Source organism: Enterobacter cloacae complex sp. 402C9 (genome assembly GCF_050030745.1).
Lineage (GTDB): Bacteria > Pseudomonadota > Gammaproteobacteria > Enterobacterales > Enterobacteriaceae > Enterobacter > Enterobacter intestinihominis.
In genome coordinates this window covers 2,869,644-2,885,542 of sequence record NZ_JBLGUW010000001.1, presented here as the reverse complement: position 1 = coordinate 2,885,542, position 15,899 = coordinate 2,869,644, and the positions used below count along the sequence as shown (strand labels likewise).

General features: G+C 56.3%; 16 protein-coding genes. 6 read left to right on the top strand and 10 right to left on the bottom strand.

Annotated features, from left to right (window positions below; translation table 11 throughout):
- Positions 1–24: 24 nt before the first annotated feature.
- From fliK to fliF, 6 genes are read right to left on the bottom strand one after another with little or no spacing between them, the layout of a single operon-like run.
- A complete protein-coding gene (gene fliK / locus ACQG1K_RS13870) occupies positions 25–1,239 on the bottom strand; it encodes a flagellar hook length control protein FliK (RefSeq protein WP_096216760.1) in 1,215 nt (404 codons plus the stop codon).
- Positions 1,236–1,679, bottom strand: a complete 444-nt coding sequence (gene fliJ / locus ACQG1K_RS13865) for a flagellar export protein FliJ (protein ID WP_006811155.1) — start codon at positions 1,677–1,679, stop codon at positions 1,236–1,238. The genes fliK and fliJ overlap by 4 nt, the downstream gene beginning before the upstream one ends.
- Before the next feature lie 21 nt (positions 1,680–1,700).
- On the bottom strand, positions 1,701–3,071 hold the full coding sequence (gene fliI / locus ACQG1K_RS13860) for a flagellar protein export ATPase FliI (RefSeq protein ID WP_032624018.1): 1,371 nt from the start codon (positions 3,069–3,071) through the stop codon (positions 1,701–1,703).
- Positions 3,071–3,778: a flagellar assembly protein FliH gene (gene fliH / locus ACQG1K_RS13855; RefSeq protein ID WP_022648550.1), complete on the bottom strand. Its 708-nt coding sequence runs from the start codon at positions 3,776–3,778 to the stop codon at positions 3,071–3,073. The genes fliI and fliH overlap by 1 nt, the downstream gene beginning before the upstream one ends.
- On the bottom strand, positions 3,771–4,769 hold the full coding sequence (gene fliG / locus ACQG1K_RS13850) for a flagellar motor switch protein FliG (protein ID WP_003859608.1): 999 nt from the start codon (positions 4,767–4,769) through the stop codon (positions 3,771–3,773). The genes fliH and fliG overlap by 8 nt, the downstream gene beginning before the upstream one ends.
- Positions 4,762–6,444, bottom strand: coding sequence for a flagellar basal-body MS-ring/collar protein FliF (gene fliF, locus ACQG1K_RS13845; protein ID WP_022648549.1), 1,683 nt, complete (start codon positions 6,442–6,444; stop codon positions 4,762–4,764). Before fliF ends, fliG begins: the two co-directional genes overlap by 8 nt.
- A 228-nt stretch (positions 6,445–6,672) precedes the next feature.
- Here fliF and fliE point away from each other — a divergent pair, with 228 nt between their 5' ends.
- Together fliE and yedD are read left to right on the top strand one after the other, a co-directional pair.
- Positions 6,673–6,987, top strand: coding sequence for a flagellar hook-basal body complex protein FliE (gene fliE / locus ACQG1K_RS13840; protein WP_038416322.1), 315 nt, complete (start codon positions 6,673–6,675; stop codon positions 6,985–6,987).
- A 75-nt stretch (positions 6,988–7,062) separates the two neighbouring features.
- Complete coding sequence (gene yedD, locus ACQG1K_RS13835; RefSeq protein WP_022648547.1) at positions 7,063–7,476, top strand: lipoprotein YedD; 414 nt, start codon at positions 7,063–7,065, stop codon at positions 7,474–7,476.
- A 506-nt stretch (positions 7,477–7,982) separates the two neighbouring features.
- On the opposite strand, the gene amyA is transcribed toward yedD, so the two are convergent.
- The 4 genes from amyA to fliD all read right to left on the bottom strand — a co-directional run bounded on the left by amyA (position 7,983) and on the right by fliD (position 11,793).
- Complete coding sequence (amyA, locus tag ACQG1K_RS13830; RefSeq protein WP_023300485.1) at positions 7,983–9,470, bottom strand: alpha-amylase; 1,488 nt, start codon at positions 9,468–9,470, stop codon at positions 7,983–7,985.
- Positions 9,471–9,568: 98 nt separating this feature from the next.
- Positions 9,569–9,940, bottom strand: a complete 372-nt coding sequence (gene fliT, locus ACQG1K_RS13825; RefSeq protein ID WP_006811148.1) for a flagella biosynthesis regulatory protein FliT — start codon at positions 9,938–9,940, stop codon at positions 9,569–9,571.
- Entirely contained in the window at positions 9,940–10,350 is a 411-nt protein-coding gene (gene fliS, locus ACQG1K_RS13820) for a flagellar export chaperone FliS (protein WP_003859616.1), read from the bottom strand. The genes fliT and fliS overlap by 1 nt, the downstream gene beginning before the upstream one ends.
- Before the next feature lie 30 nt (positions 10,351–10,380).
- Positions 10,381–11,793: a flagellar filament capping protein FliD gene (gene fliD, locus ACQG1K_RS13815; protein ID WP_063162927.1), complete on the bottom strand. Its 1,413-nt coding sequence runs from the start codon at positions 11,791–11,793 to the stop codon at positions 10,381–10,383.
- Positions 11,794–12,062: 269 nt separating this feature from the next.
- Here fliD and ACQG1K_RS13810 point away from each other — a divergent pair, with 269 nt between their 5' ends.
- The 4 genes from ACQG1K_RS13810 (at position 12,063) to tcyJ (ending at position 15,800) form a co-directional block, all read left to right on the top strand.
- A complete protein-coding gene (locus ACQG1K_RS13810; RefSeq protein WP_032624022.1) occupies positions 12,063–13,424 on the top strand; it encodes a flagellin in 1,362 nt (453 codons plus the stop codon).
- A gap of 163 nt (positions 13,425–13,587) precedes the next feature.
- Positions 13,588–14,307 (top strand): RNA polymerase sigma factor FliA, encoded by a 720-nt coding sequence (locus ACQG1K_RS13805; protein ID WP_003859623.1) that lies wholly within the window; start codon positions 13,588–13,590, stop codon positions 14,305–14,307.
- 54 nt (positions 14,308–14,361) lie between these two features.
- Complete coding sequence (gene fliZ, locus ACQG1K_RS13800; protein ID WP_023300482.1) at positions 14,362–14,913, top strand: flagella biosynthesis regulatory protein FliZ; 552 nt, start codon at positions 14,362–14,364, stop codon at positions 14,911–14,913.
- Between the two features lie 86 nt (positions 14,914–14,999).
- Positions 15,000–15,800 (top strand): cystine ABC transporter substrate-binding protein, encoded by an 801-nt coding sequence (gene tcyJ / locus ACQG1K_RS13795; RefSeq protein WP_045622422.1) that lies wholly within the window; start codon positions 15,000–15,002, stop codon positions 15,798–15,800.
- Positions 15,801–15,899: the final 99 nt, after the last annotated feature.

Here is a 15,899-nt window from a genome sequence, read left to right as displayed (position 1 = left end):
GGATAATCACGTTACCTCTGGCGTTTAGGCAAAGATGTCTACGGCACGGCTGCCGCGCGCGGCGGATTGCAGGGCGGCAGGGGTTGGCAATAACTCTTCGCTCTCCTCGTTAAACCCGCCATGCTGGCCTGAACGCGAAGCATGCTGTTGTTGCCCGGATGAAGATTGCTGCTGCCCGGCAAAGCCTTCGCTGCTGACGCTGCTTTGGGAAAGCTGAATGCCGTTTTCCGCAAGCTGCGTGCGCAGGATCGGCAGGGCCGCTTCCAGCGCCGCACGAACGTGGCTGTGGGGCGAAACCATCTGCAACTGCGCCTGGTTGTCATCCAGCTTAAGCGAAATTTGCACCTGACCCAGATCTTCCGGGTGCAGGCGTAGCTCTGCGGTCTGTTGGCCCTGTCTGGTGAACAGGGTGATGTGCTGGCTTAGATTCTGCTGCCATTCGTGCGTGCCCAGCGGCTGGCTTAACACCGGCGCGGTCGCAACGGTAGCGGCAGACTGGGGGGTTGCCAGGTGACTGATGATCGGTGCCAGCGTCGCGGTTGGGCTGGCGGCAGACGACGCCGTGCTCACTACGTCCTGCTTCTCCGCGACGGCGGCAACAGCTGGCGTAACGGCTGCCGTGGCGGGCAGCGACGTGTCGCTGTCCTGAACCGACGTTTTTTCCTGACCCGTTAACGCATGGCTAAGCGGCTGATGCTGGCCGTTGTCCGTCTGGGCTAGCGCAGAGGGGAGGGCGGCACGGGGGGCGACCTCCCCGGTGCTTGCTGGCTGCGTCGCCATTGGGGTGGTAGTCTGCTGGTGCGGTAACATCGCCATCAGCGCGCTTAACCCGGCCAGCTCCTCTTCTTCAGTCGTGGTCTCGCTGTTTGCTTTCGCGTCCGTCCGGGTCAGCGCCTTCAGCGCATCCGTATTCGCTGCGGGTTTCAGGCCGGAGACGAGGCTTTGCAGGGAGACGGCGGTATCTTCATCAGTCAGGGTCTCCTGGCGGGAGAGCAGCTCGGCGATTTTGGCCTGGAGCGTGGTATCACCGTTTTTTTCCTGTGCCGCTGTCGACAGCTTGCTGCCCGCCGCTTTCAGATCGGCCAGCGTCAGCGGAGCATCTTTGCCTTTGCCGGTGGTCTCGGTCAGCGCGCCCGCCAGCAGAGAGAGAAAATCTTGCGCGCCCTCAGCGCCTTTTCCGGTCAGCGTGCCGCCGGACGGGTCGCTGTCGGTCATCAGCAGTTGTTGCAGTGTGATCATTCTGGTTTCCTCATTGATGCGCGCTGGGCAAACTCATCCATTTTTTTCTGATCCAGACGGTTTTCCGCCAGGGTCGAGGCTGCAATCTGCCGGTCCTGTAAGGTTTGCCAGGCCTGCAACCGCTGTTTTTTCTCGCGCCAGAAATTCAGCGCGGTATCGACTTTTTGCGTCCACTGGTTAAGCTGCTGGCGATGCTGCTCAATCGCCTTTTCCAGCGTCTGGATAAACTGCTGATAGTTAATCCAGCGCTGGCTACCAATGCCCTGCGTCATGTCGGTGTTAAGGTTGGTGCGATATTCATGCTGATAGTCGATTAACATCTTCAACTGTTCTTCAGCCTGTTGGCACCCGCGTCGCATTGCGCCAAGTTGCAATGCGGCATCATCAACTTCTTTTTCAGCCAGATCTTTCAGCGTTGATAACGCGCTGTTCTGCGCCATGACCTTCGCCCTCCACCTGTGTTACACCTGCGGGAAAATCAGCTCCAGTGCCTGGAGGGAATCTTCCCAGTCGGCGCGTTCAAAAATACCCTGTTGCAGAAATGCCTCCAGCTGCGGCCAGAGGGCAATCGCTTTATCGAGCATCGGGTCGCTGCCTTTAGCGTACGCCCCGACGCTTACCAGATCGCGGTTGCGCTGGAAGCTGGAGAGCAGTTGTTTGAAGTTACGCACGCGGGCGTAGTGTTGCTCGGTGATCAGGGCCGTCATCGCACGGCTGATCGAGGCTTCAATATCAATCGCCGGGTAGTGTCCGGCTTCGGCCAGACGGCGCGACAGCACGATATGGCCGTCGAGGATCGCGCGCGCGGAGTCGGCAATCGGGTCCTGCTGGTCATCGCCTTCGGTCAGTACCGTATAGAACGCGGTGATGGAGCCTCCGCCGCTGATGCCGTTCCCCGCACGCTCAACCAACGCCGGGAGTTTGGCGAAGACCGACGGCGGGTAACCTTTGGTGGCGGGCGGCTCGCCGATGGCCAGCGCAATCTCACGCTGCGCCATCGCGTAGCGGGTCAGGGAGTCCATAATCAGCAGCACGTGCTGGCCCCGGTCGCGGAAATCTTCCGCGATACGCGTGGCGTAGGCGGCACCCTGCATACGCAGCAGCGGTGACACGTCCGCCGGGGCGGCGATCACCACCGAGCGGGCGCGACCCTCCGCACCAAGAATGTTTTCGATGAAATCTTTGACTTCGCGACCACGCTCACCAATCAGGCCGACGACGATAACGTCCGCCTGGGTATAACGCGCCATCATGCCGAGCAGGACCGATTTACCCACGCCGGAGCCGGCAAACAGCCCCATACGCTGGCCGCGTCCCACGGTGAGCAGGGCGTTAATCGGCCGCACGCCGGTATCCAGTACGTGCTCGATTGGCGTGCGTTGCAGCGGGTTAAAGGGTTGGGTGATCAGCGCGCCGGTTTCGGTGGTATCAGGGGAGGGCAGGCCATCGAGCGGTTTGCCGCTCCCGTCCAGCACGCGGCCCAGCAGCGCCGGACCGAGCGGGAGCTGTTTGCCGCTTTGCAGGCCGTCACCGCTGATGTTTTTCGCGTAGACGCGGGCGCCGGGCAAAATCCCTTCCACTTCCTCAAGGGGCATCAGAAACAGTCGCTGGCCGTTAAACCCGACCACTTCACTTTCCACTTCACGCGTCTCACTCCCGTCCTGACGCTCAATCACGCAGGTGGCGCCGAGCGGAAGTTGCAGACCTGTGGCTTCCAGGACCAGACCGGTGGCACGCGTCAGGCGTCCATAACGACGAACGGATGGCAGCTGCGCCATCTTCGTTTCAAAATTATCGAGCGTGTTAAGCCAGCGCGTAAGGCGAGCGGTCATCAGACGACTCCCGGTGCCGCCAGGCGGCACAGTTCCTGCCAGCGGGTCGCGACGCTGGCATCCAGATCGCCCTCATCCGCCGAGACCTTACAGCCTCCGTGATGGAGCGACGGATCGCCGCGCAGCCGCCAGCCGTGCAGGCTCAGCGTCGCGCCGAGGCTCTCTTCCACGCGCTGCAAATCATCAGGATGCACGCGCAGCTGCGGTTTGCCGCTGAACAGCGGCTCCTGCTGGAGCAGCCCCTGGATTTGCTTAATCAGCGCGGCGTTATCCACGACCGGCGTCTGGCCGATCACCTGACGGGCCGCCTCCAGCGCCATCTGCATCAGGCGCGAGGCAATCACGCTGTCCAGCGCATCCAGCGTGTGCTGAAACTCGCTCACCAGCTGCTGCATGCGGGCATGCAGCGGCGCCTGCTGCTGGCGCGCCTGCTCAATGCCCTGCTCTAAACCTTTCGCCAGCCCTTCCTGATAACCCTGTGCGTGCCCGGTCTGACGGCCTTCGTTCATCCCGGCGTTGAAGCCCTGCTCGTGCGCCTGCATTTGCATCTGGGCCAGCATCTGGGCGCGCTGTTCCTCTTCACTCAGCTCGGGCACGCCCGCCCCGGCGTCGCCCTCATCGGACGACACTATGGCAGGGGTGAACTCTGCGGTGGGAGGGGAGAGGTCGTCAGGCGTCCAGCGCTTCCACGACAGTTCATCAGACATAGGTGTCGTCTCCGCTGCCAATCACCATCTCGCCGGTTTCTGCCAGACGACGAACAATAAGCAGGATCGCTTTCTGTTCGTTCTCCACCTGAGACAAACGCACCGGGCCACGGTTGGCCAGGTCGTCGCGCAGGATATCGGCCGCACGCTGGGACATGTTGCGCAGGAACTTCTCGCGCAGCGGCTGCTCGGCGCCTTTGAGGGCGATAAGCAGGGACTCCGAATCCACTTCCTGAAGCAGGCGCTGGATGCTGCGATCGTCCACTTCGACCAGGTTTTCGAACAGGAACATCTCGTCGATAATTTTCTGCGCCAGTTCGCCGTCGAACTCGCGCACCGCCGTAATAACCGCCTCTTCCTGCTGCGTTTTCATCAGGTTGATGATTTCCGCTGCCGTTCTCACTCCGCCCATTTTGCTGCGCTTGAGGTTCTGGCCGTCGAGCAGGTTGTTCAGCACTTCGGTCAGCTCCGCCAGCGCGGCTGGCTGGACGCCGCCGAAGGTGGCGATACGCAGCATCACGTCGTGGCGCAGGCGCTCGTCGAACAGCGCCAGAATATCGGCCGCCTGGCCCCGTTTGAGGTGGACCAGAATGGTGGCGATAATCTGCGGGTGCTCGTCGCGAATAAGATCGGCGGCGCTTTGCGGTTCCATAAAGTTGAGCGTTTCGATCCCGCTGGCGGTGTCGCGCGTTTCGAGAATATCTTCCAGCAGGCTGGCGGCGCGCTCTTCGCCCAGCGCCTTAACCAGCACGGAGCGCAGGTATTCGTTGGCGTTGACGTTGAGCGCAGCAAACTGCTCGGCTTCCTGCTCAAACTCCGCCAGCACTTCGGTCAGTTGCTTGTTGGAGATCTGGCGCACGTTGGCCATCGCCGCGCTGAGGATCTGCACTTCTCGCTGAGAGAGGTGTTTAAACACCTCCGCCGCGCGATCTTCGCCAATGGTCATCAGCAGGATGACGCTCTTATCGGTGCCTGTAAGCGTATTACTCATGTTCGTTACCCATCCAACCGCGGATGACCAGCGCGACGACGCGCGGATCGTTATCTGACATTTCGCGAATGCGCTGGCTCATCACCTCTGCGCCCATACGCTGGTTAGCACGGCGCTGCTGCATCTGTTCATCTTTGCTGAGACGAACTTCAACCGCTTCTTCCTCGTCCGGACGCGCGTTCTTCTGTTCCAGCGCGGCTTTTTCGGCTTCAGCGCGACGCTGAAGCTGAGGACGGACACCCTTACGCCACAGCAGCCACGCAACAATCAGCACCAGCAGCCAGCGGCCTGCGGACATCAGCTGATCGAAGAACGCCTGCTGTTGCCAGAACGGCAGTTCGCCACCGGTCTCATCCACCGGGTTGAACGGTGAGTTCACAACGTTGAGGGTATCGCCACGTTTTTCAGAGAAGCCCATCGCTTCGCGGGTCAAATCTTCGATCTGCTTCATCTGCTCTGCCGTGAGCGGCAGCGGTTTACCGTCCGGCAGCGTTTTGTAGTTCACCACCACGGCAACAGAGAGACGCTGAATATCTCCCGTGTTCAGTTTGGTATGGCGGATAGTCCGGTCGACTTCGTAGTTGGTCGTTTCGTTACGGCTGCTGTTACGCGGGCCGGCACTGTTCGCGGTCGAGGTCGTCTGCTGATTCGTTTGCTGACCGTTCTGCGGGTTGGCCGGCGGCGTGGAGATTGGCGCGGCGTTGGCAGGCGCAGGCTGGTTAGAGAGCGCACCCGGCACACCACCAGGATACTGGCCACCGACCTGTTCCGTCTCATTGATCTGACGCGAGCGTAACACGGCGCGAGAAGCATCCCCGTTCGGGGCGTACTGCTCTTCGGTCTGTTCTTTATTCGAGAAATCAATCTGCGCGGTAACCTGCGCATGCACGTTGCTGTTGCCCACCACCGGGCCCAGAATCGCTTCGATACGGCGCTGGAGACGGCCTTCCACGTCGGCGGCGTATTTCAGCTGGGCGTCGTTGAGATCGCGCCCGGCGGTGTTGGACTGCGTCAGCAGGTGACCGCTCTGATCCACCAGCGTAACGTTACCCGGCGGCAGACCGGCTACCGCACTGGAGACCAGGTGCGTGACGGCGCTGATCTGCCCTTCATCCAGCGCACGACCGGGTTCGAGGTTAACCGTCACAGAGGCAGAAGGGGACTTTTGTTCGCGAACAAACAGGGACGGCTTTGGCATCGCCAGGTGCACGCGGGCACTTTTCACCGGGCCTAAGGTTTCAATCGTACGGGCCAGCTCACCTTCCAGCGCGCGCTGGTAGTTAACCTGCTCGCTGAACTGGCTGATGCCGAATTTTTCCTGATCCAGCAGTTCAAACCCAACCGCGCCGCCTTTCGGCAGTCCCTGCTGGGCGAGACGCAGGCGAAGCTCGTGCACTTTATCTGCCGGCACTTCAAGCGCACCGCCGTTATCGGCAAAGCGATACGGGATGTTCATCTGGGTCAGCTGGGTGACGATGGCACCGCCATCCTGGTCGGAAAGGTTGCTGTAGAGCGTGCGGTAATCCGGGCTTTTTGCCCATAAGACCATCGCGACAACGATCGCAATGGCGGCAGCGCCTGCCACAATCAACGGGATCTTAGGGTTGGCGCGAAGGCGGTTCATCCACTCGAGTGATTTATTCTGCGGCGCTGTCGATGCTGCTGTCGCACTCATTGCGCACCTCTTAAATCCTGGTGGTTTACGTTATTCGTGTAGAGAAACAAAACTGACTCCCGGGTCGGCAAACACGACAAAAGTTCCATACTGATGGCCCTGCCATTATTTGATGATTCGGGATTTTCTATGCGTCAAATAACCTGGTTTTTTAACGCTATTTACCGCCATTATCTTATTGACAAGCTGTTAGTCTTGACCTCGTAAAAAACCATCCAGGGGAGAGTCATGGCTATACAGGGCATTGAAGGGGTACTCAGTCAGTTACAGGCGACGGCGATGACCGCCCGTAATCAGAGCGTAACTGACCAGCCGCAGGGCATTAGCTTCGCCGGTCAACTGCATGCGGCGCTGGACCGGATCAGCGATAAGCAAAACGCGGCCCGTACCCAGGCTGAGAGATTTACCCTCGGTGAACCCGGCGTGGCGCTCAACGATGTGATGGCCGATCTGCAAAAAGCGTCGGTGTCATTGCAGATGGGGTTGCAGGTGCGTAACAAGCTGGTGTCGGCGTATCAGGAAGTCATGGGGATGCAGGTTTAATCAATACCTATCTTACGCTGGCAGCCTGATGGCTTTAATGCCACAATATTTTTTTCTTCGCATGCAGGAAAGATGATGAAAAAAGTAGCAATTGTGGCTGCAATGCTGACGTTAGCGGGATGCGTTCAGGTCGAAAACTATCAGGAAGTGGTTAAGCATCCGGCACCTTCGCATCTGGCAGGTTACTGGCAGTCGAAAGGGCCGCAGAGCGCGATGGTGAGCCCGGAGGCGATTGCCACGCTGGTGGTGACCCCAGAGGGTGATACCCTGGACTGCCGTCAGTGGCAGCGCGTTATCGCGGTGCCGGGTAAGATCATGCTGCGTTCAGATGATTATTATAACGTGACCGAAAAACGAGACGTCTATCCGCTCGATCGTGATGGGGCGGCGCTGGAGTATGACGGCATGGAACTTTACAAAGTTGACCGCCCAACGGTGGAATGCGCAGATTACCTGAGCAAGAATCCGCTGGAGAGTAAGCTTCCGTAACCGTTTTGGAGTTTGCGCCCTCTACCCGTGGTCTGAGGGATCTCCACAAAATAATGCCTTCACCGTCGGCCCCCTCTCCCTGGAGGGAGAGGGCTGGGGTGAGGGGGAACATACGGCTGTGGTGGTCATTCCGTTCACTTTATGTTCCTTGCTACTCTGTAGCGACATGAGCGGTGAACGTGCCAGGGTGGCTCAGTCGCCACCACCCTGGCGACCCGGGCTCCCGGCGGAAAATCGCGGCTTCGCGGTACCCTCAGCTTTTTCCTTCAGGCTATCGGGTCGGGCATGAGCCTGCATCCATGCAGGCCACGCCCTCTCGGCGCTTCCCTGCGCCTCGCCCCGGCCTTACGGAAACGCTTCGGCGATTTACAGCCGGACCAGGGCATCGCTGAAAGTCCTCAGTTATTATGAAGGCAACGTTATTGCTTCTGCTTTCAAATTACTGGGGATATCTCTCCCTGTGGGAAAGGGTCGGGGTGAGGGCATCAGGCCGCACCTTTCCCGTACTACAGCGCGTCTTCAATCACCCAAACGCTGACGCTTCCCCCGTTACAGAAGAACGTCCCTTCGCCATCCGCCGCCGTGGTCACGGTTTCCTCGCGGTTGCCTAAAAAATCACGCCAGGTCTTATTGCCGTAATTCTCGCCGAGGCAGATCGTCTTCTCACCGTCATCACCATTCGACAGCACCACCACACAGCCCGGGTGCTCCTCTGTCCCGCTGCGGCTAAACGCAATGCAGTTTGGATGATCGAAAAAGAGGGTTTGCACGCCGTGGGCAAAACGCTGCCGGGCGAGGATCAGCTCGTGGAGCTGTTCAATCACCGGCATATCAATGTGATACGTCTCACCATCCCCGCCAGTGTCGTCATAGCTGGCGCCAAAAAGATCCGGGTAGAACACGCTCGGCACGCCGTTTTCACGCAGCAGGATGAGCGCGTAGGCCAGCGGTTTGAACCAGGCTTCAACCGGGGCTTCCAGCGCCTGCAAGGGCTGGGTGTCATGGTTGGCCACCAGCGTTACGGCATGGAACGGATCGGCTTCCACCAGCGTACCGGTGAAAATCTGGCTCATATCGTAGTCGCGTCCCTGGCGTGACGCTTCGTGAAATTTCATTTGCAGCGGCGCGTCAAACAACATGGTTTTGCCGTCCACCTGATTGATGTATTGCTGCAATTTATCCACTTCGTGAGACCAGTATTCCGCCACAATAAATAGCGGCTGCGGGGCCACCTCCTGGACATGTTCAATCCACTCTTTATAGAACCAGGCCGGAATGTGTTTTACCGCGTCCAGGCGGAAGCCGTCGCAGTGGGTTTGCTCCATCACCCAGCGCGCCCAGTATTTGATCTCCTCCGTCACCGCGTGGTTGCGAAAATCAATATTTTCACCCATCAGGTAATCGAAATTGCCCATCTCGTCGTCGACCTGATCGTTCCAGCCTTCGCCGGTGTAGTCGTTAACGATTTTGAAGATACCGTCCTCACTGGGATTTTCAATGTGGTCGATACCGCTAAAGCATTTGTAATCCCAGATGAACTGCGAATACTGCCCGGCCCGAACGGGGAAGGTGTAGCGCGTCCAGGCTTCACATTCGATGATCTCATCGCTGATTTGGGTGCGATCCTGAGCATCCACGCGTTGCACGCGGACGGGTTCCTTTTCATCGGCCCCCATTTTATGGTTGACCACCACGTCCAGAAGCACCGCAATCTGGTTGCTTTTTAAGGCGTTGATGGCCTCCAGCAGCTGGGCTTTATCGCCGTATTTGGTGGCGACGCTGCCTTTCTGGTCAAACTCACCGAGGTCGAAAAGGTCATAAGAGTCATACCCGACGGAATAGCCGCCGGATGCGCCTTTGTAGGCCGGGGGTAACCAGACCATATTGATGCCGATTTCGTTCAGGTTGGGGGCTAATGCCGTGACTTCTTGCCACAATTCACCGCCGGTGGGGTAGTACCAGTGAAAACATTGTAAAAGTGTTGGGTTGCGCATGCACCATCTCCATGAGGTCGCGAAACTCAAGTATGGAGCAGGTTTGGCAGAAATGCCTGGCGAACGAAACGGTTAACGCTTGCCCGCCAGTTAAATGGCTAATTAATATCGCTATTACTTTGCGGAACAAGGACATGACCGCCCTGGTTACCGTAGGTGGAGAGAACGGTTTTCTGGATGGAGGATTGCCCAACCAGCTTCGCTAGCTCATCCATTCTGGCTTGCAGCAATGTTTTTACCTGGCCTTCGTTGTCCAGGATCACCCGCAGCGTCGGGCGAAGCTGCTCCTGAATCTGCATCGAAGGTTCACTTTCCTGAGTGAGACGAGCCAGTGAGTGCACCGCATTAACATAGTCGGTTTCACAGATGATCAGATCATCCCATAGTCCCTGCCGCGCCAGTCGCAACATCAACTGGCTCTGCTCAAGGAGTTGCTGATAAAGGGCATAAAGTTGCGGTGCGTTACTCATTAGACGGCGTCCTGCATCAGTTGTGGCGTACCGGCAACCTCCTTCCACCCGTCAGCGATATTGCGCAGCAGGTTTTCCACCTCTTCGATGGCGCTGGCGTCGTTATTCACGTTGGCGTGCAGGAGGCGACGTACCATATAGGCATAAAGGGCAATCAGGTTTTGCGTAAGCTCATCACCGTTATTTTCCACCAGGCCAACCTTCAGCCCGTTTTCGATAATGTTGATGGCTTTTGAGAGCGCCAGCCCTTTAGCAGGAATATTACCGTCTGCCAGGAACAGACGCGCGCGTACCAGCGCGCTGAGGGCTCCATCAAATAGCATGATTACCAGCTGCTGCTGGCTGGCGCTCATCACCGCGCTTTCAACTTCTATCTTTGCGTAGGCCTGCGTGCCTTTTGCGCCGTACATGTTATCCCCCTCGGGTCTGATTAGCGTTTACTACTTGTTGCTGGACGTATTTTCGAACTGCTGCGTCAGGTAGCTGCTGGTGTTGTTCAGCGAGGTCATCAGTACGTCCAGCTGGGTAAACTGGGCTTTGTACTGCGCCACTCTCGCGTCAATACGTTCGCTCACGGCGTTATATTGATCCGTCAGCTTGTTCAGCGTTTTGCTGACGCCATCTTTGGCCGCCTGGATAATGCCTTTACTGGAAAGCCAGTCAGTCAGATGGGTGGCCATGGTGGTAGTGATCCCGGTGGTTTTACCGTCACCCACAACCAAATCTTTCACGGCAGACGGGTTATCCGTCAGCGCTTTTTTCAGCTTGTCGCTGTCCAGCTCCAGCTTGCCCGTGCTTGGATCGGAGGTAATGCCGACCTGAGACAGCGTTTTATAGGCGGTTCCGCCGACGGTGTTGCTCAGCATGGTTTTCAGCTGCGTCTGAATAGTACGCAGCGTGCTGTCCCCGAGCAGGGCGCCGTTGCTGGAGTCCTGCGCATCTGTACCCGCATCAACCGCCGTATATTTGGTTAATGATGCAAAACTGTCCTGAAGGGTGTTGTAGGCATCCACCCAGGCTTTCATCGCCGTTTCAGCTTTCGACGTATCTTTAGCGATCGTCAGCGTCTGGTTACCGGTGGTGACGTCGTTCAGGTTCAGGGTGATATCTTCCAGCGCATCGCTGATGGTGTTGCTGCTGTTTTCGATATCGACGTTATTCACCTTCAGCTTGGCGTTCTGCGCGGTGACGCTTTCCGTCATGCCGTTGCTGGCGTCGGTGCTGGTGCCGTTGTAACCCATAAAGGATTGCAGGGCGCTGTCGCCGCTCACGCTGATGCTGACCGCGTTGTCCGCCCCGGTTTCGGTGGAGGTGATGGACAGACGATACTGACCATTACCGACGTTAATAATACTGGCGGTCACGCCGGCGTCAGCTTTGTTAATCGCATCGCGAATGCCGGTCAGCGAGGAGTTTGCCGCGCTGATATCGACGGTCACCGGATCTTTACCGTTACCGGCGGTAAAGGTGATCTTGCTGTCAGCCGTGGCAATGGCCGTTTTGGTATCCGGCTGCGCGTTTTTGGTCGTCAGGGTTTGCGCCTGCGCCAGCTGCGACACGCTGATGGTGTATTTACCGGCAATCGCGCTGCCGGTAGTGGTGGCGCTGAATGCCGTGGTACTGCTCGACGTGCTGGTCGCTGTAAACAGGTCGGCTTTATTCAGCGCGGTGTTGGCGGTCTGAAACGCTTCCAGTGAACTTTTCAACGTGCCGTAAGCGCTCAGCTTGGCGGTATACGATGTCTGTTGTTTGGAAATTGGCGTCAGCTGTGCTTTTTCGGCCGTGGTCAGACTATCCAGAATGTCTGCTAACTTAAGACCCGAACCAATCCCCAATGATGAAATACTTGCCATATTTATTCCTTAATCTATCGACACGTAGAACGAATAGTGGGGTTATCGGCCTCAATGGGGGAAAGTTTACGGTTAATTTCTTTTTTTTAATGGCGGGAATAACGCTAATAGAGAAGAGCTTTTCCGTGGCTAAAAAAATTAACGCGATCCTGAAAAAAAATCTAAAGGTTGTTTTGGACCAGACGATAACACCTTTGACGGCGATGAAGCCGAAGGGTGGAAACCCAAATCTAACCAAACAGATTTGATGAACAACAGGAATCGAAATCATGGCACAAGTCATTAATACCAACAGCCTCTCGCTGATCACTCAGAACAACATCAACAAGAACCAGTCCGCTCTGTCTTCTTCTATCGAGCGTCTGTCTTCTGGTCTGCGTATCAACAGCGCGAAAGATGACGCTGCGGGCCAGGCTATCGCTAACCGCTTCACCTCTAACATCAAAGGCCTGACTCAGGCTGCACGTAACGCTAACGACGGTATCTCTCTGGCGCAGACCACTGAAGGCGCACTGTCTGAAATCAACAACAACCTTCAGCGTGTTCGTGAACTGACCGTTCAGGCAACGACCGGTACTAACTCTGATTCTGACCTGTCTTCAATCCAGGACGAAATCAAATCCCGTCTGGACGAAATCGACCGCGTATCCGGTCAGACTCAGTTCAACGGCGTGAACGTGCTGGCTAAAAACGGCACCATGAAAATTCAAGTAGGTGCTAATGATGGTCAGACAATTGCCATTGATCTACAGAAGATTGATTCCTCAACCTTAGGTCTTAATGGTTTGTCGGTATCTAAAAACTCGTTGAATGTTAGCGAGCCTGTTACTCAAATTAATAACGCCGCAAATACCGCACCTCTGAAGGTTGACCTCAGCGCTGTAGCTACAGATTTAGGCGTTGATGCGTCGTCCTTAACGTTGAGTAACGTTTTAGACAAAGACGGTAACGCAACCAAAAACTATGTTGTGAAGTCAGGAAACGATTACTTCGCAGCGTCTGTAGACCGTGCAACTGGTAAAGTTGCGCTTAACAAGGCCGATGTTGAGTATACAGATCCTGCAAATGGTCTTACTACTGCTGCTACACAAGCAGGTCAGTTTGTTAAAGTTTCAGCTGATAAAGATGGAAACGCAACGGCCTTTGTTACTTTCCAAGGTAAGAATTACGCGGCAAAAGCAGCTTCACTTGTTGATACAGGGGATGCAACTACAGCAGCACAAGGTACCGCTGCGACTACTAATAAAGTAACGCTTCAACTCAGTGATAAAGCTGCAGTGATTGGCACTGGTACAGCTGCAAACCCACAGTTCCCAGCCACTTCTGCTACAGCTGAATTTGCTGGCACTGCTACGAACGATCCACTGGCTCTGCTGGACAAAGCTATCGCGTCCGTAGACAAATTCCGTTCTTCACTGGGTGCGGTTCAGAACCGTCTGAGCTCTGCCGTAACCAACCTGAACAACACCACCACCAACCTGTCTGAAGCGCAGTCCCGTATTCAGGACGCCGACTATGCGACCGAAGTGTCCAACATGTCTAAAGCGCAGATCGTTCAGCAGGCCGGTAACTCCGTGCTGTCCAAAGCTAACCAGGTTCCTCAGCAGGTTCTGTCTCTGCTGCAAGGCTAATCGCCTGATTACGCTCAAACCCCGCTTCGGCGGGGTTTTTTCTGTCCGCATTTACGCGTAACCCCCCAAATAACCCCTCATTTCACCCACTATTCACCCGATTAAAACCCCTCCAGAATCGGATAATCATGCCGATAACTCAACTAACGCAGGGCTGTTTATCGTGAATTCACTCTATACCGCTGAAGGTGTAATGGATAAACACTCGCTGTGGCAGCGTTATGTTCCGCTGGTGCGTCACGAAGCATTGCGCCTCCAGGTGCGTTTGCCGGCGAGCGTGGAACTGGACGATCTGCTACAGGCGGGCGGTATCGGGTTATTGAATGCAGTTGACCGGTACGACGCTCTGCAAGGAACGGCATTTACGACTTACGCAGTGCAGCGTATTCGTGGTGCGATGCTGGACGAGCTGCGCAGCCGCGACTGGGTGCCGCGCAGCGTTCGCCGCAACGCGCGCGAAGTGGCGCATGCGATGGGGCAGCTGGAACAGGAGCTGGGGCGCAACGCGACGGAAACCGAAGTAGCGGAGCGTCTGGGCATTCCTGTTGAAGAGTATCGCCAGATGTTGCTCGATACCAATAACAGCCAACTCTTCTCTTATGATGAGTGGCGCGAAGAGCATGGCGATAGCATCGAGCTGGTGACCGATGAACACCAGCAAGAAAACCCGTTACACCATTTACTGGAAGGGAATTTACGCCAGCGCGTGATGGAAGCGATTGAAGCTTTACCGGAACGTGAGCAACTGGTGTTAACCCTCTATTACCAGGAAGAGCTCAATCTCAAAGAGATTGGCGCCGTGCTGGAGGTGGGCGAGTCACGGGTGAGCCAGCTGCACAGCCAGGCCATTAAACGCCTGCGCACAAAACTGGGTAAGTTATAGGTGAGTTATTCGCCTTGGAAATGCCGCACAACGTATTGACAACCAGGAGTTATCATGACGGTGCAGCAATCTAAAAGACGGCCTTTAAGCCGCTACCTGAAAGACTTTAAACACAGCCAGACGCATTGCGCCCACTGTAAAAAATTACTCGACCGCATCACGTTGGTTCGTCGCGGTGAAATCGTGAATAAGATTGCGATTTCCCGCCTCGACACGCTGATGGATGAAGCCGCCTGGCTTGAAGAGCAAAAAGAGTGGGTAGCGCTTTGCCGTTTCTGTGGCGATCTCCATTGCAAAGAGCAAAGCGACTTCTTCGATATTATCGGCTTCAAGCAATTCCTGTTTGAACAAACGGAGATGAGTCACGGCACTGTGCGTGAATACGTGGTTCGCCTGCGCCGCCTGGGTCAGCATTTGACCATGCAAAATATCTCCCGCGATCTGCTGACGACCGGATACCTGGATGAAAATCTGGAGCCTTGGCTGCCCGCCACCAGTACCAACAATTACCGCATCGCGCTGCGAAAGTACGCGCAATATAAAGTCCAGATGCCGGGCGTCATAAAGCAGAAAGTCCACGCCGGAACAACTTCTGATATATATTAAAAAAGAATAAGATGTAGCGCAGCCGCCTTTGACGTTGCAGGCGATTTCTCTACACTACTCAAAAATTCCACTGTATCGGGGTACTTATGAAATTAGCACTTCTGGGTCGTCAGGCGCTGATGGGGATGATGGCCGTTGCGCTGGTCGCGGGGATGAGCGTGAAAACGTTCGCGGCAGATAATCTGCTCAACAAAGTCAAAGAGCGCGGCACGCTGCTGGTTGGGCTGGAAGGAACCTATCCTCCGTTCAGCTTCCAGGGCGACGACGGTAAGCTGACCGGTTTTGAAGTGGAGTTTGCGCAGGAGCTGGCCAAGCATCTCGGCGTCAAAGCCTCCCTGAAACCGACCAAATGGGATGGTATGCTGGCGTCACTGGATTCCAAACGTATCGACGTGGTGATTAACCAGGTGACCATTTCTGACGAGCGTAAGAAGAAGTATGACTTCTCCACGCCGTACACCGTGTCCGGTATCCAGGCGCTGGTGAAGAAAGGTAACGAAGGCAGCATCAAATCCGCCGCGGATCTGAAAGGTAAGAAAGTCGGCGTCGGTCTGGGCACCAACTACGAAGAGTGGCTGCGCCAGAACGTGCAGGGCGTGGACATCCGCACCTATGATGATGACCCGACGAAATACCAGGATCTGCGCGTAGGCCGTATCGACGCCATTCTGGTTGACCGCCTGGCAGCGCTGGATCTGGTGAAGAAAACCAACAATACCCTGGCCGTCGCGGGCGATGCGTTCTCCCGTCAGGAGTCCGGCGTAGCGGTGCGTAAAGGTAACGAAGATCTGCTGAAAGCCATTGATGCTGCCATTGCTGAAATGCAGAAAGACGGCAGCCTGAAGGCGCTTTCTGAGAAGTGGTTCGGCGCAGACGTGACGAAATAAGTCTCTGACCGACAAAAAAAGGCGCTTTTAAAAGCGCCTTTTTTATTTCTCGCGCGTCTGCGTGCATAATGAAATAACAATTGTTTGCGTGACCGGAGG